The sequence below is a fragment of the Amycolatopsis sp. NPDC000009 genome (assembly GCF_055563465.1).
On record NZ_JBVHDI010000011.1, the window covers coordinates 1 to 13,671 of the forward strand.

Below are 13,671 nucleotides of genomic sequence, written 5' to 3' on the forward strand. Positions count from 1 at the left end.
CCGCCTGGGACCGCGCGGCTTGGTGGCTAACCCCAATTCCGAACCTTTGATGGTTGCTAATGTGGCTTCCCCAACCCGCCGGCCCGCCTCCCCGGCCGGCTACCTGGGGCGGGCCGGCCACCAGGACCGCTACCGCCCAACGGCCGGACCGGCGGGGATCCGCCCGTGACCATCCACCCCGCGCCACAGCAAATCCGTCACGACGTCCAGGTCGCCCGCTCGCAGCGCCGAGGCCGCCGAGACGAGATCGGCCGCGATCCGGTCGAGCACCGCCGCCACCGGCAGCGCGTTCCCGGCGAGGATCTTCCGCCACAGCACAGGATTCCCGGCCGCGATACGGGTGACGTCGCGCAATCCCTGCCCGGCGAGGCGCAGGGCGACGTCGTCACCAAGCTTCAGGCTCGCCGCCACCGCCGAGGCGGCCACGTGCGGCGCGTGCGACACCAGCGCCACCGCCGAGTCGTGCTCGGCCGCGCCGACGGTGACGGCCTCGGCCCCGCACAACGCCACCAGTTCGCGGGTCAGCCGTAAGGCCTCGGCCCCGGTTTCGACGCCGGGGCACAGCGCCCACGGGCGGCCCGCGAACAGGCCGGCGCGCGCCGCGGCCGGACCGGATCGTTCCCGTCCCGCGAGCGGATGCCCTGGCACGTAGGAGATCAGGTCGCAGCCGAGCCGCTCCGCGTCGGCGATCGGACCGGCCTTGACGCTCGCGACGTCGGTGTACGCCCGAGCCGCGCCCTGCTTCTGGAGCGCGGCCAGCCGCTCCCCCACGAGGTGCGGCGGGACGGCGATCACCGCCAGGTCCACTTCCTCGCCGGTCCATTCGCGGCCGGCGCCGAGCTCCCCCGCCACACGTACGGCGTGTTCGTCGATGTCGGTGAGATGGACGGCGACACCCTTTTCCCGCAGGGACAACGCGGCCGACGTGCCGATCAGGCCGGTGCCGACGACAAGCGCCTTCTCGATGGTCACCACTACTTCTTAGGCCGCTCTCCCGGCGATGTCGAGCCGCGCGGCCTGGGCACCGCGGGAGAAGACGAAGGGGACTTTTCCGCGCCACACGCGGAAAAGTCCCCTTCGCGGCTACCCGGTCACCGTGCGGCCAGATCGGTCGCCCGGCTCTCCAGATGGTCCGCGAACCCCGCCCAGACCCGGGCGTGATCCCTGGCGAAGCCGGCGACCACGCCGTACAGGTGCGGCGGGACACCGTGCAGGATCCGTTCCCATTCCTGCCCGTCCATGGAGTGCATGGCGAGCATGCGCAACAGGATCCGGCCGACCTCGCTCAACCGCAGCGCCGGGTCGGCCTTGAGCCGCTCCAGCACGGTGAGCCGTTCCCGGTCCAGCGAGTGACCGAGGTCGGTTTCCGTCAGGCTCAACGGATCCGGCTTCGCGCGCAGCCGCCTGCTCCCGTCCGGGGTCGGGCTTTCCCCGCGCTCCAGCCTGCCGCGCACGTCCCGGACCGTCTCCGGGGAGATGCCGACCTGCTTGGCGACCTGACGCAGCGAAAGACCGGGATCGTTGCGGATCAGATCGGCGGCGAGCTTCCGCCGCTCCGAGCTGTCCACGGGCCGGACCCGCCCGTCCCTCCCGATCCTGGCGCCGTTTCCGCCCTCACCACCCCGCCTGCGCAGGTCCGCCACGGTTCCCGCGGAAATACCGGTCGCCGAAGCCACCCGCCGATCGGACCACTGCGGATGCGTCCCGATGATCTGGACGGCCGCCCGTTTCCGGTCCGCGAGGGAAAGCGGCAGACCGTGCCGGATGTTCGCTTCCACCGCGAGCACGAAGGCGTCGGATTCGGCGCCGTCGACGAACCTCGCGGAGATCTTCGTATCGCCTCGTACTCGTGCCGCCTTCAGCCGGTGCAGGCCATCGACCACCTGCATCGTCGGTCGGTGAACGAGAATGGGCGGTAACTCCCATTCCGCCGACAACAGTGTCTCGACATGCTCTGGATCCTCGCCCGAAGTTCGCGGCGAACACGCAGTGGACAGTCTCGACAGCTCGATTTCGACGACAGGGAGAGCGGACAAGTCAACTCTCGTCGGATCCACCTAGCCCCCATTGAATCTGTTGATTCAGCAACTTTCGGACACGACACGGAAACCTCACCGTCCAACTGCTCGGCTTCGGTGGTTGGACACCATGAACCCGTCCGACGCCAGCCTCGGCCGCAGGGCGGGGTGTCCTCGACGGTGAGGATCCCTCAAGCGCCACAGCGGAACCGCATGCGGCGCCCCGCCTCGACGGTCTCCCAGCCGACCGTTGGCGCGTATTCCGACGAACTACCGAAGCTGAACGGCATCCTCCCATCGCCCCGACGGCGATCTGCGAGACGAACACCCGACGGCCCCGGCCCGCCAGGACCGGCACTTGGTCAGCCTGACGGAACCGAAACCCGCTTCGGCGCGAGGTCCCGGACATGTCCGATCTTTGGACTCATAGCTGCTCGGTTCAGAGGATCGGCGCGTGAAGTCTTTGGTTTGCCTCGTGGTCGCGAGTCACCGACGCATCCCCTCTGTCCCCAGCAAAGCGTGCACACCATGTCAGCCCCAGCTGATGCGCACCTGTGCAGCATGGCATGAACAATCCATGTCGGCAATTGACGAACAGTGTGATTTTCGTAGTGAACGAGGCGCCCAAGATCAATATCCGGAACTCCGCATGCGGTATTGACTCGTTTGGCGAACATAAGTAAAGGGCCCGCGTACAAGCTTGCTCCCGGTCGCCTGGGTTAGCCTGTTCGCAGGTCTGGTTAGGCCGTTCGCGCGGCTCGTCTTCTGCCCTGATGATCACAGCACCGGCGGTTCATGTTCCGTTCTTCGATACTTGTTCACACGAACGGCCGAACCGTTGTCCCCTCGTCCGGACGGAATCTCACCCGGCCGGGGAACCCCACGAGCAAAGCGAAGCGTGGCAGGCTGGAAGCCGGCCCCGGTTCATCCGCGCCGCCCGGTCGGCGGCACCGTCCAGTGATCCACCGGAAGGAGGTTTCGTGCACGCAGGACAGCAAAAGGACTGCGTCCGGCCTCCCCCGGCGCTCACCCGAGCCGCCCGGATATTCATGGGATGAAATGGTGTTCGCGGCAATTGTCGCCGCGCGAACCTTCACGAACCCTGAAGCGCGTGAAGGCCCCCTTCCCTCGGCTCAGCCGAGGGAAGGGGGCCTTCACGCGCGATACCTACGCGATGGGGAAATCGAAATAAGTGTCCGGGTAGGGCTCGTCCTTCAGGTTGTAGTGCCACCACTCGCACTCGTACGAGCTGAAGCCCGATCCCTCCATGACCGCGCAGAGGTGCGCGCGGTTCTTCGCGGCCTCTTCCGTGACGCCCGCCGCCCCGTGATGCGAGACGACGTCCATCAGGTCGTGGTCTCCACCCATGTCGGCGAGTTCGCCGGTGTCCAGGTGATAGAGCGTCAGGTCCACGGTGCTGCCGCGGCTGTGGCCCGACTTCGTGGCCACGTAGCCCTTTTCGAACATCTGAGGCCGGTCGATGTTCGGGTAGTGCCGTGCCTTCTTCCGGCCGTCTTCCGGCTCTTCCGCCCAGCGCATGAAGCGGTCGACGGCACGCTGCGGGCGATACCCGTCCCACAGAAGCAGCCCGAAGCCGAGCTCCTGGGCCCTGTCCCGCGCCTTCTCCAGCGCCGCGCAGAACGCCCGCGTGCCGACGATCCGGTTCACCAGGTACCCGTCCACCGGCTTGCCGGTGAAGTTGTCCCACGTGGCGTACTTGGCGTCCCAGCGGATTCCGGAGACGACCTCGTCCACGAAGACGAAATCATCCTTCATTCGTCACGGCCCGCCAGCGTCAGGTTCACCAGCCGGTCGATCACGTCGCCGAGCGAGAGACCGGCGGCGTTCATCATGCGCGGGTAGCGGCTGTAGGAGGTCAGGCCGGGCAGGGTGTTGACCTCGTTGAGCACCACGCTCCCGTCCTCCTTGAGGAACAGGTCGACCCGCGCGAGCCCGCGGCAGCCCAGGGCGCGGTAGATGACCTTGGCCGTCTCCTGGACCAGGTCACGCGACTCGTCCGGGATGTCGGCCGGGACGATGAAGCTCGAGTTCTCGGAGCCGGTCTCGGGGCTCTTCTCCTGGTGGATCTTGAAGAAGCCGTGGGTCAGCGCGACCCGGTCGACCTCGCCCGCGAACAGGTCCTCGTCGTTGCCGAGGATCGAGCAGCCGATCTCGCTGCCGACGACGGCCTCTTCGATCAGGACCTTCGCGTCGTACTGGCGTGCCTCCGCCAGCGCGGCGGGCAGCTCTTCCTTCGCGGAGACCTTGCTGACGCCGAACGACGAGCCGGAGCGGGCGGGCTTCACGAAGACCGGGTAGTTCAGCTGGTCCGGGTCGACGTCGTTGTCCGGCGTGACGATGTAGAAGGTCGGCGTCGCGATCCCCGCGCCGCGGACGACCGAATAGGTCAGGGACTTGTCGATGCACATGACCGAGCTCGGGAGGTCGCAGCCGACGTAGGGGATGCCGGAGATCTCCAGCAGGCCCTGCATCGCGCCGTCTTCGCCGAACTTGCCGTGCAGCACCGGCAGCACCACGTCGAGGGCGATCGTCTCGTATTTGCCCTCGTCCAGGACGAGCAGGCCGTGCACACCGCGGTCCGGCGACAGCACGGCCGGGCGGACGTTGCCGTTCTCCCAATCCTCGGCGGGGCCGTCGCAGAGCATCCAGGAACCGCTCTGGGTGATCCCGATGTAGTACGGCTCGTACTTCTCGAGGTCGAGGTGCTTCTGGACCTCGCGCGCAGATTTGATGGAGATAGGATGTTCTTCGGAAAGCCCGCCGAACAGAATTCCGATTTTCAGCCTACCCATACTACTTCCCGCTTTCGAATTGGAGACAATTGATGATGGAGTTCTCGACAGTGTCACTCAGCGCGTGGTCCGTGTAATAGGCGGTATGCGGACTGATGAGCACGTTCGACAGTTTTTCCAACCGCAGCAACGTTTCGCTCTCTATCGCCTTGTTCCTGCAGTCGGCGTAGAAGATTCCTTCCTCTCCTTCGAGGACGTCCAGCGCCGCTCCGCCCAGTTTTCCGCTTTCCAGCGCCGAAATGAGGGCTTCGGTTTCGATCAGCGGACCACGTCCGGTGTTGATGATGTACGCGCCGTCCTTCATCCGCTCGATGTTCTTCTTGTCGAACAGATGATAGGTATCCGTGTTGAGCGGCACGTGCAGTGTCACGATGTCGCTCTGCTGCAGCAATTCGTCGAGGGGGACATACTCGGCCGAGGCGGTCAGCACCGTGTCGTAGGCCAGCACCTTGCAGCCGAAACCGCGCAACCGCTCCAGGACGGCGACCCCGATACGCCCTGTTCCGACCACGCCGACGGTCAGATCGCGCAGCTCTTTCCCGCGCACCTCGTTCAGGCGGTAGTCGTGGACCTCGGTGCGGCGGATGATGGACTTGGCGTCGCGCACCGCCATCAGCATGAGCATCAGCGTGAAGTCGGCGACGCTGTCGGGCGAGTAGGCGACGTTGCCCACGGTGATCCCGACGCTCGCGGCGTACTCCACGTCGATGTGGTTGAAGCCGATGCTCCGCGTGGAGATGTATTTCACGCCCGCTTCGCCGAGCGCGAGAAGAATGGAGTTCGTGACCTTGGTCTTGTGACCGATACTGATACACCTGTTTCCGGAGACCAGTTCGATATTGGCCTCGGAAACCGGCTCCCCCACAATGGTCGGCATAATGCCGAAACGAGGGGCCATCTCCCGGAACAGGGCGGCCTCGTCCTGCCCGCATCCATAAATCGTGATTCCGGTCGCCAAGACGGCCGAGGAGGGGGCGGACGCCAGCGATCCGGTGCGGGGGGCAGCTGATCGCGCTGGTTCGCTGTAGGTCATGCCCGACATTGTAGGCAGCGCGATGTTGCCGCTTCTTATGGGGTTTTCGAGGTCCCGACAATAAGTTACCAACTGGTAGCGCCGAGTGCACGACGTTGTCCTTCACCTGCGCCGTACAGCTCTATCGCAGATCTTGCCCGCCCGCCCCCGGCGTCGAAACCGTCCCGTGACGGATGCCACAAAGCCACGCCGACACCAGGTTCGCCAGGGCTTCCGGTGCGTCTCTCGCCACGAGATGGCCCGCCGCCGGGACACCGGCGACGGCGACCCGGGCGTTGGCCGTGCGCAAACGATCCACATCGGCACCGCGGAGCGGTGAATCCTGCCCGCCGTGCACCACCAGGATGGGCAGGTCGAGGGCTCCGGCCGTGGCGAGCAGGGCGGAACCCGAGCCGAGGACGTCCTCCACCAGGCGGGTGTAGCGGCCGCCGAGCCCGTGGAAGCCGAGCCACGAACGCACCTTGGCCGGTTCGAGGTCGGGTACGACGTCGACGAGAACGAGCCCGGAGGACCTGGCCGCGACGGCGGGATCCGCCAGCGCGGCGATGGCGGCCAAGCCACCGACCGAAGCACCCACGAGGACGATCGGCGCGGGCTGGCTTCCGATCATCCCGGCCACGTCGCCCGCCAGCGCCCGGAGCGTGGTCGCCCGGCCGGAACTGTCCCCGTGCCCGCGCAGGTCGAAGGCCACCGACCGGAAGCCACGCCGGGCCAGCACCGCGGCGACCGGCGCCCAGACCGCACGACGCTCCCCGCCCGCGTGCAGCAGCAGAACCGTCGGACCGGCGCCGGTCACCGTGCCCCGCAGGGTGACCTCGCCCAGGTCAAGACTGATTTCGGTGGTCACGACCACCCCCTTACCTTGGCCCATCAAGGTAGCGTAGATACCTTGGCACATCAAGGTACGATGCCGGTCGTGACGACACCCCGAGCACGACGGACTCCCGAAGAGGCCCGGCGGCTGATCCTCGACGCCGCCGCCTCACTGCTCACCGAGTCCGGCGTCGCCGCCGTCCAGATGCGTGCCGTAGCGGCACGCGTCGGAATGACCGACGCCGGCGTCGCCCATCACTTCGGCAACCGCGACAAACTGCTCGCCGAACTCCTCCGGCACGGTGGCCGCCGTCTCCGGGACGCGCTCGAGGGCCTTCTCGCGAGCTGGCTGGACCGCGGCGCCCACCTGCTCGAACTCGTCGAGGCGCTGCACGATCTGTACCGGAACGGCTACGGCGAGCTCGCCGTGGCGCTGCACGCGGCGGGCTGGCGCGACCCGGGCAGCGGGATGCTCGACCCGGTCGTCGACGCCCTCCACCGGCTCCGGCCACCCGGCGGCTCTCCAGAGGACACGCGGCTCGCCGTCGCCGCCCTGCATCAGGCGATGGCCACGGAGGCCCTGTACGGAAGCGATTTCCGGCGCAGCGCCGGGATCCCCGGGGCCGCGGCGGACGACTCGGCCGCGCAAGTGCGCTGGTGGGCGCGGCAGCTCCACCTCGCCCTCGGGATCAGGCCTGGTACGGACCCCGATCGCCGAGATCCGGGCTCACCCGAGGGTTCCGGCCCGCCTGCCCCGGCACCGGGGTGACCGTCGGCTCCCGCACGGAGTCGACGGGGTCGTCCTCGCGTTTCCGCATCCGGGTTTCGACCACGTCGTCCTGGCGCCGATGTCCGAGCACGGACAGGGTGAGGACGTGGGCCACCGCCATGAGCAGCAGGAACACACCCAGCCTGCCGACGAAGGCGGCCGCCGAACCGGACCACTCCGGAGCCACCACCGCCAGCAGCGCCAGCATCCCGATCGCCGCCAGGTGGAAGACCGTCACCACCATCCAGGCCACCGACCCGTTTCCCTCGCGGGCGTCCGGCCCGGTGAGATAGCGGCGGGCGCCGCGGTACAGGACCTGGCCGTCCGCGACGACGAAGATCAGGCCGATGATCAGGAAACCCGGGAGTTCGTTGTCGGGCATCGTTGCCTCCTCCGTTTCCCCGGGGATACCCGCGAAGTGCGGCGAGACGGGCCTCATGCCTCGATCGTGTGACGAGCTCGTGAGTGGTAAGGACGGTTAGAACCGTCCTTACCACTCACGAGGGGAATCAGATCGCGGATGTTCTGTAGAACATTTCGCCGCGGATCAAGAACCGAATCGCACGAAATCCTTCCCGGCCCTGCGAAGGCGCCCCGGAGTTCTTGCGCGAAGATGCGGAGATGGGTTATCGGACCTGGATGCGGTACTTCACCCCGTCCGCCGTGCATCGCCGGCTCGGCTTGGTGTGCCTCGGTGTCGGGCTGCAGCACGGAACCCTGCCCGTCGTGGGGCCGCGCGTGCTCGGCCATTACGTCGCCGTCGTGGTGTCCAAGGGGCGCGGTTGGTTCGCCGTGGCGGGCGGCGAGCGCCAGGAGGTCGTCGCCCCCGCCTTGCTGTGGCTCGTCCCCGAGGTCGGGCATCACTACGCGCCCGACCCCGCGCACGGCTGGGAAGAGTGTTTCGTCGACTTCGATGGCACCGCCGTGGACGCCTATGTGGAACTCGGTTACGTCACGCCCGCGACGCCGGTGGTACCGCTCGGCGACGTCGAGGCCGTCCGCGACATCGTGAGCCGGATCGTGCGCTGCGCGCGGGGTGGCAGCCCGCTGGCCCAGGTCGACGCCTCGGCGGCCGTGCATCACCTGCTGGTGGCCCTGCGGCGGGCCGCCGACGGCATCTCCGGCGACGGCTCCCTGCTGGAGGCGCTGGCGCGGGACGCCCTGTTGCCGATCAGTGTCGCGGAGATCGCGGCCCGTCGCGGCATGACGCTGCCCGAACTTCGCGCCGCGGTACGCCGTAGCACCGAGACCGGTTTGAAGGACCACCTGCTGACGCTGCGCCTCAACCGCGCCAAGGAACTCCTTGCCACCACGCGAATGCCGGTGCAGGAGGTGGCCAAGGCGATCGGTTACGAAGACGCCGCCTACTTCAGCAGGCTCTTCACCCGGCGGGCCGGTGTCTCCCCCGCGCGCTTCCGCGAATCGCGCGTCCAGGCCGTCCCCGGTGGCTGGAGTTCACGCGTTCCCCCTCCCGACGACCCGCCGCTGGTACCGGCGGACTGAGCTTGGACTTCCGCACCGCCCCGCTTGGACTTTCCGCGCAATAACTGCATGAACAACGCTTGAAGTTGAGCGAATGCGTTGACTTCTGCGCAATAACGTTCATAACATCGGCGGCCGCCCCGCCAACTGTGGTGCGGGTCACCCTTGGGAGAGAGTCATGCGGACCCTGCCTCTTCTCGCCGCCGCGGTGCTGGCCGCGGCGGCGACCACGGTGGTACCGGCGTCGTCCGACGCCGCGCCGCCGGACGCGACGTACACCATCACCGTCGACGCGAAGAAGTCGTTCAGCCCGACCACGGACACTCCGGCGAGTACCTATGTCGACAAGGACGGCACGTTCTATTTCCAGCAGGCGGCCGCGCTCTACGGCGCGGACCAGCCGCGCGAGTGGGACTTCTACAGCGGACGCGATTTCGACAGCTTCGAAAAGAACCCGATCAGCTCGGCGGTGAACCCGGTGAATCCCGCCGACCGCAACGACGACACCACCTGGCGGTGCAACAACAGCCCCACCGGTAAGGAATCCACGTATCCACCCGCCGGATCGGGTTACTCGCAGCGGAATTTCTGCGATCTCGTCGGTACCTGGGTCGATCCGGACACCGGCGACTGGTACGGCCTGATCCACAACGAGTTCACGCCCGAGCCGTTCGGCGCCTACTCGTTTTCCCACTACGACGCGATCGACATGGCCGTGTCGAAGGACCAGGGGAAGACGTGGCTCATCAAGGACCACGCGATCACCTCGCCCTACAGCACGAAACGCGGTGACACGGCGGCGTTCCCGCACCAGACGTTCGACTACGGCGACGGCGACCCGCGCCTGTTCGTCGACACCGCCTCCGGATACTTCTACGTCTACTACGGCTCGCGCATCGTCCCGAAGGCCGGCGCCGGTGGCCCGATGACCGGGCTGGCGCACGTCGCCCGCTCGCCGATCTCGGCCAAGATGGCGTCCGGCTCGTGGCAGAAATGGTTCGACGGCGGCTGGACCCAGCCCGGCGTCGGCGGCCGCGAGAGCAACATGGTCCCCGTGTCCGCACCCGGCGACACCGGCTACACCCCCGTCGCGGACGACTACGACCCCGCCAACACCGGCAACGTCAGCCAGCAGATCGCCGCGGGGCAACTGCCGCGCAAATCGGATCTGTTCATCATGAACATCGCCTACAACGCGCACCTGGGTCTCTACCTCGGCGCGCCGGAAGCCGTGGACAGCGTCGTCCCCCAGCGTTATTACGTGACCGATGACCTGACGACGCAGAAATGGCGGCTGATCGGCGACACCGGGAGCTACACCAACCAGTCCTGGTACCGCTGGTTCGTCGACGCCGCGAACAAGACGAACTCGACCATCATCGGCAAGCAGTTCCGTTCGTACTGCGCGGTGGCCTGCTCGAACAACGCGGGCGGCGAGTACACCACCCAGACCATCACGTCGTCCGCACCCGCACCGTCCCCTGTGGACACCGCGCGCAAGTACCGGATCGGCCTCGGTGACGGCCGGGTTCTCGCGCAGGGCACCGGGACCGCGACGACGTCGGTCGCGAGCACGACCGGCTCCGACCGCGAGGCGTGGCAGTTCTCCCCCGACGGCGACGGCTCGTACCGCGTGACCAACGCGGCCACGGGCGGGCTCCTCGGTGTCGACGCCGTGCAGGCGGGCCGGGCGTGGGGCGCGAAACCCACCGTGACGTCGTCCTCGACGGTCGGGCAGCAGTGGTTCGTCATCCCGTCCACTGTGGACAAGGGGACCTTCCGGCTGGTGAACCGCTACAGCGGGCTCGTGCTCGGGCTTTCCGGCAAGGCTTCACGCCTCGCGGAGACCACGCCGCCGCGTTCCTGGACCGACACCAGCGGGAACGCCGTCGGCGGCGGCCGGACCGCGGCCGAACAGACGCTGAAGTTCACCGATGCGGGCGCCGCGACCCTCGGCGGGATCCACACCCTGGCCGCGGCGGGCAAGAACCTCGACGACCCGGACTCGTCGACGGCCGCCGGCACGCCTTTGATCACCTGGACGCCGAACAAGGGCGCCAACCAGAAATGGCTGTTCACCCGGCAGTCCGACGGTTCCTACACCCTCACGAACTCGCATTCGAACCTGTGCGCCGACGTCGAAGGCGGAGCCACCACCGCGGGCGCGCGGGTCATCCAGTGGACGTGCACCGGCGGGCCCAACCAGCGCTGGACCGCGACGAAACAGCCTGACGGCGCTTACAAGCTGGCGAGCGTCCGCTCCGGCTTGCTGCTGACGACTGCGTCCACTTCGGACGGTGCCGCCGTCACGCAACGGGCCGACACGGGCTCCACGCTGCAGTTGTGGAAGATCGGCTGAACCGGGCGGCCCGCTCCTTCGGGGGCGGGCCACCCGGGTTGCGTTCGTGTGGCACATCACACTCCGGATGCACGTTCAAGATCCGCAACCGTCTCCCCTCATGAGAGCACTTTCGGTGAAAAGTTCACCGGAAGCGTCGGAGGGAGAGCACCATGAACCACACCGGCATCATCCGTACCGCCACCATCACCGGCGTCGCCGCCGCGCTGAGCCTGGCCGCCGTCGTCCCGGCGCTGGCGAGCCCGCCGCGCGACCCCGTCACCACCGTGGCCGACCTCGACGGTGACGGCGAGATCGAAACCGTCACCGCCCAGCTCACCGGCGACAACGACCAGGTCGTGTCCGCCACCGTGCACGGGACCTTCACTTCGATCCACCTCGCCGCCGACAGCTCCGTCCCGCTCCAGGCCCCGCGCGTCACGGACCTCAACGGCGACGGCCGCGCCGAACTGATCGTCACCCAGTCCGTCGGCGCCAACACCACGTTCTTCACCGCCCTGCACTACGACGGCCGCAACCTCGCCCAGGTCGTCGACAACGACAGCAAGCCGCTGTCGGTCGCCGAAGGCGGCGGCGTCGCCGCCCATCTGGGTTACCAGTGCACCCCGCTCGACGGCGGCGGCCGCACCTTCGAAACCGTCGCGGCCGAAGCCGACGACCTCGGTGCCGATCCGCTCACCTACTCGGGCACTCGCACCGTCTACACCCTTCGCGACGGCGCGCTGACCACTCGGAAGACCCTTCCGATCACCAGCCGCCCGGTGACCGACCCGGTGCTCGGCACCGACGCCGCGAGCTGCGACCAGCCCGGGAGCTGAGGCACCCCCAAGCGGGGGGGGGGGGCCCCCCCCCCCCGGGGGGGGGGGGGGGGGGGGGGGGCCCCCCCGTGCCCGCGGGGGGGGGGTGAGAGCGTGGGGGGGGGGGCCCCCCCCCCCCCCCCGGCGCCCCCCCCCCCCCCCCGGGGGGGGGGGGGGGGGGGGGCCCCCCCCCCCGCTTCACTACGGGGCGTAGGTCAAACAGTTGGCGGCATGGTCACCCTCGCCCGGTCCCACCCGGACACTCGATGCGGTGCATTCCAGCGCGGAATTGTGGCGGCAGTCGGACCGGGAGCAGGCGCCCACCTGTGCGGTCACTCGATCGAGTCCACCCTTGGTGTTGAGCGGGACGAACGTTCCGCAGTCGGCCGATCCGTTGCCGCCACCGACCGTGATGGCGAAGGCGTGACAGCCGTCGTGGTTGTACGAACAGCCGCTGACCGTGCATTCGTGGACGGCCGGCATTTCGGTGGTGGTCATAACGACTCCTGTACTTCGTGGTGGTGGTGTCGTTCGGTATGACCAGGGTTACACCGGCCCGTTCCGGCGGCAATTCGGGGAATTTCCTTCACATCCGGCGAGCAGCCGTTCCAGCCAGGATTCCCTGGCGGCCACACACGATCGAGCGACGGCGGTTTCCGGGGCGAGATCGTGGAAGCCATGGAAAGCGCCGCCCCAGACGTGCAATTCCGCCTCTCCCCCGGCGGCCCAGAGCGCATTCGCGTAGGCCACGGCCTCGTCCCGGAAAACCTCGGCGGCGGCGACATCGATGAACGTCGGCGGCAATCCGCCGAGGTCCGTCGCGCGGGCCGGGGCGGCATACGGCGAGACTCCGGGTGTGCCGCGCCGGTCCCCGAGGACCATCGTCCACGCCGTCAGATTGCTGGTCCGGTCCCAGACGCCGACACCGTCGTACCGGTGCGCGGACACGGTCTCGTTCCGGTCGTCGAGCATCGGGCACTGGAGCAGCTGACCGGCCAACGCCGGCCCGCCACGGTCGCGCGCCATCAACGTGACCCCGGCGGCGAGCCCGCCTCCGCCACTCCCGCCGAAGATGACCAGGCAGCCGGGGTCGAAACCCAGTTCGTCCGCGTGCGCGGCCATCCATTCCAGCCCGGCGTAGCAGTCCTCCACCGGCACCGGATGCGGATGTTCGGGCGCGCGACGGAATTCGACGGTGACCGCGACGGCGTCGTATTTCATCGCCCAGTCGACGAGCGGACCCACCGACGCGAACCGGTCGCCCATCACCATTCCGCCGCCGTGCACGTGGTAGATCCCCGGCCCGCCACCACGACGATCCCGGCGGGCGATGACCGAAACGGTGATCTCCGCCCCGCCGTATCCGGGGATCGGGTGATCGGTCCAGGTGACCGGGCGGTCGCCGATCTGCTCTTCGATCGTCGGGAACGGCAACGCCCGGTAGCGCTCGAGCTGATCCGCCGTCATGCCGACCGGCACGTTCCCCGCGAGCGTGGGCAGTACGGCGGCGAGTTCGGGATCGTAGGCGGGTTCGACCATCCGCGCGAGCCTAGCGACCGGGTGCCGGCATTCCGTATACGCCGGCCC

At 68.3% G+C, this 13,671-nt stretch carries 13 protein-coding genes; 4 read left to right on the plus strand and 9 right to left on the minus strand.

Features of this window, described 5'->3' with window-relative positions; translation table 11 throughout:
- Positions 1–129 precede the first annotated feature (129 nt).
- The 6 genes from ACZ3HL_RS26345 to ACZ3HL_RS26370 form a co-directional block, all read right to left on the minus strand.
- Complete coding sequence (locus ACZ3HL_RS26345; protein WP_465534440.1) at positions 130–972, minus strand: prephenate dehydrogenase; 843 nt, start codon at positions 970–972, stop codon at positions 130–132.
- A gap of 119 nt (positions 973–1,091) precedes the next feature.
- Positions 1,092–1,889 (minus strand): helix-turn-helix domain-containing protein, encoded by a 798-nt coding sequence (locus tag ACZ3HL_RS26350; protein WP_465534441.1) that lies wholly within the window; start codon positions 1,887–1,889, stop codon positions 1,092–1,094.
- A 1,296-nt stretch (positions 1,890–3,185) separates the two neighbouring features.
- The gene (gene vanX, locus ACZ3HL_RS26355; protein ID WP_465534442.1) at positions 3,186–3,794 is read right to left on the minus strand and encodes a D-Ala-D-Ala dipeptidase VanX; all 609 of its coding nucleotides are present in this window, start codon (positions 3,792–3,794) and stop codon (positions 3,186–3,188) included.
- Positions 3,791–4,831 carry a D-alanine--(R)-lactate ligase VanA-Ao2 gene (gene vanA-Ao2 / locus ACZ3HL_RS26360; RefSeq protein WP_465422310.1) on the minus strand — a complete coding sequence of 347 codons (1,041 nt, stop codon included), beginning with the start codon at positions 4,829–4,831 and terminating at the stop codon, positions 3,791–3,793. The genes vanX and vanA-Ao2 overlap by 4 nt, the downstream gene beginning before the upstream one ends.
- Before the next feature lies 1 nt (position 4,832).
- Positions 4,833–5,864, minus strand: a complete 1,032-nt coding sequence (vanH, locus tag ACZ3HL_RS26365) for a VanH-AOV family D-lactate dehydrogenase (protein ID WP_465534443.1) — start codon at positions 5,862–5,864, stop codon at positions 4,833–4,835.
- Between the two features lie 121 nt (positions 5,865–5,985).
- Complete coding sequence (locus ACZ3HL_RS26370) at positions 5,986–6,711, minus strand: alpha/beta fold hydrolase (RefSeq protein ID WP_465534444.1); 726 nt, start codon at positions 6,709–6,711, stop codon at positions 5,986–5,988.
- A 69-nt stretch (positions 6,712–6,780) separates the two neighbouring features.
- Between ACZ3HL_RS26370 and ACZ3HL_RS26375 the strand changes: the two genes are divergently transcribed.
- Positions 6,781–7,446, plus strand: coding sequence for a TetR/AcrR family transcriptional regulator (locus ACZ3HL_RS26375; RefSeq protein ID WP_465422307.1), 666 nt, complete (start codon positions 6,781–6,783; stop codon positions 7,444–7,446).
- On the opposite strand, the gene ACZ3HL_RS26380 is transcribed toward ACZ3HL_RS26375, so the two are convergent.
- The gene (locus tag ACZ3HL_RS26380; protein WP_465534445.1) at positions 7,367–7,828 is read right to left on the minus strand and encodes a hypothetical protein; all 462 of its coding nucleotides are present in this window, start codon (positions 7,826–7,828) and stop codon (positions 7,367–7,369) included. The genes ACZ3HL_RS26375 and ACZ3HL_RS26380 overlap by 80 nt on opposite strands.
- Positions 7,829–8,067: 239 nt before the next feature.
- On the opposite strand from ACZ3HL_RS26380, the gene ACZ3HL_RS26385 reads away from it, so the two are divergent.
- The 3 genes from ACZ3HL_RS26385 to ACZ3HL_RS26395 all read left to right on the plus strand — a co-directional run bounded on the left by ACZ3HL_RS26385 (position 8,068) and on the right by ACZ3HL_RS26395 (position 12,105).
- The gene (locus ACZ3HL_RS26385; RefSeq protein ID WP_465422305.1) at positions 8,068–8,949 is read left to right on the plus strand and encodes a helix-turn-helix domain-containing protein; all 882 of its coding nucleotides are present in this window, start codon (positions 8,068–8,070) and stop codon (positions 8,947–8,949) included.
- 157 nt (positions 8,950–9,106) lie between these two features.
- Positions 9,107–11,287, plus strand: a complete 2,181-nt coding sequence (locus tag ACZ3HL_RS26390; RefSeq protein WP_465534446.1) for an RICIN domain-containing protein — start codon at positions 9,107–9,109, stop codon at positions 11,285–11,287.
- Positions 11,288–11,439: 152 nt separating this feature from the next.
- Positions 11,440–12,105, plus strand: a complete 666-nt coding sequence (locus ACZ3HL_RS26395; RefSeq protein ID WP_465422303.1) for a VCBS repeat-containing protein — start codon at positions 11,440–11,442, stop codon at positions 12,103–12,105.
- A 180-nt stretch (positions 12,106–12,285) separates the two neighbouring features.
- On the opposite strand, the gene ACZ3HL_RS26400 is transcribed toward ACZ3HL_RS26395, so the two are convergent.
- Together ACZ3HL_RS26400 and ACZ3HL_RS26405 are read right to left on the minus strand one after the other, a co-directional pair.
- On the minus strand, positions 12,286–12,582 hold the full coding sequence (locus ACZ3HL_RS26400) for a DUF1540 domain-containing protein (protein WP_016331847.1): 297 nt from the start codon (positions 12,580–12,582) through the stop codon (positions 12,286–12,288).
- A 48-nt stretch (positions 12,583–12,630) separates the two neighbouring features.
- Complete coding sequence (locus tag ACZ3HL_RS26405; protein WP_465534447.1) at positions 12,631–13,623, minus strand: alpha/beta hydrolase; 993 nt, start codon at positions 13,621–13,623, stop codon at positions 12,631–12,633.
- Positions 13,624–13,671: the final 48 nt, after the last annotated feature.

What these genes read in the sequence shown, in the direction of transcription:
- ACZ3HL_RS26400 (WP_016331847.1), bottom strand. Translation starts at nt 12,582, where the DNA reads ATGACCACCACCGAAATGCCGGCCGTCCACGAATGCACGGTCAGCGGC.
- vanA-Ao2 (WP_465422310.1), bottom strand. Translation starts at nt 4,831, where the DNA reads ATGGGTAGGCTGAAAATCGGAATTCTGTTCGGCGGGCTTTCCGAAGAA.
- vanX (WP_465534442.1), bottom strand. Translation starts at nt 3,794, where the DNA reads ATGAAGGATGATTTCGTCTTCGTGGACGAGGTCGTCTCCGGAATCCGC.
- ACZ3HL_RS26390 (WP_465534446.1), top strand. Translation starts at nt 9,107, where the DNA reads ATGCGGACCCTGCCTCTTCTCGCCGCCGCGGTGCTGGCCGCGGCGGCG.
- ACZ3HL_RS26385 (WP_465422305.1), top strand. Translation starts at nt 8,068, where the DNA reads ATGGGTTATCGGACCTGGATGCGGTACTTCACCCCGTCCGCCGTGCAT.
- ACZ3HL_RS26405 (WP_465534447.1), bottom strand. Translation starts at nt 13,623, where the DNA reads ATGGTCGAACCCGCCTACGATCCCGAACTCGCCGCCGTACTGCCCACG.
- ACZ3HL_RS26380 (WP_465534445.1), bottom strand. Translation starts at nt 7,828, where the DNA reads ATGCCCGACAACGAACTCCCGGGTTTCCTGATCATCGGCCTGATCTTC.
- ACZ3HL_RS26350 (WP_465534441.1), bottom strand. Translation starts at nt 1,889, where the DNA reads ATGCAGGTGGTCGATGGCCTGCACCGGCTGAAGGCGGCACGAGTACGA.
- vanH (WP_465534443.1), bottom strand. Translation starts at nt 5,864, where the DNA reads ATGACCTACAGCGAACCAGCGCGATCAGCTGCCCCCCGCACCGGATCG.
- ACZ3HL_RS26395 (WP_465422303.1), top strand. Translation starts at nt 11,440, where the DNA reads ATGAACCACACCGGCATCATCCGTACCGCCACCATCACCGGCGTCGCC.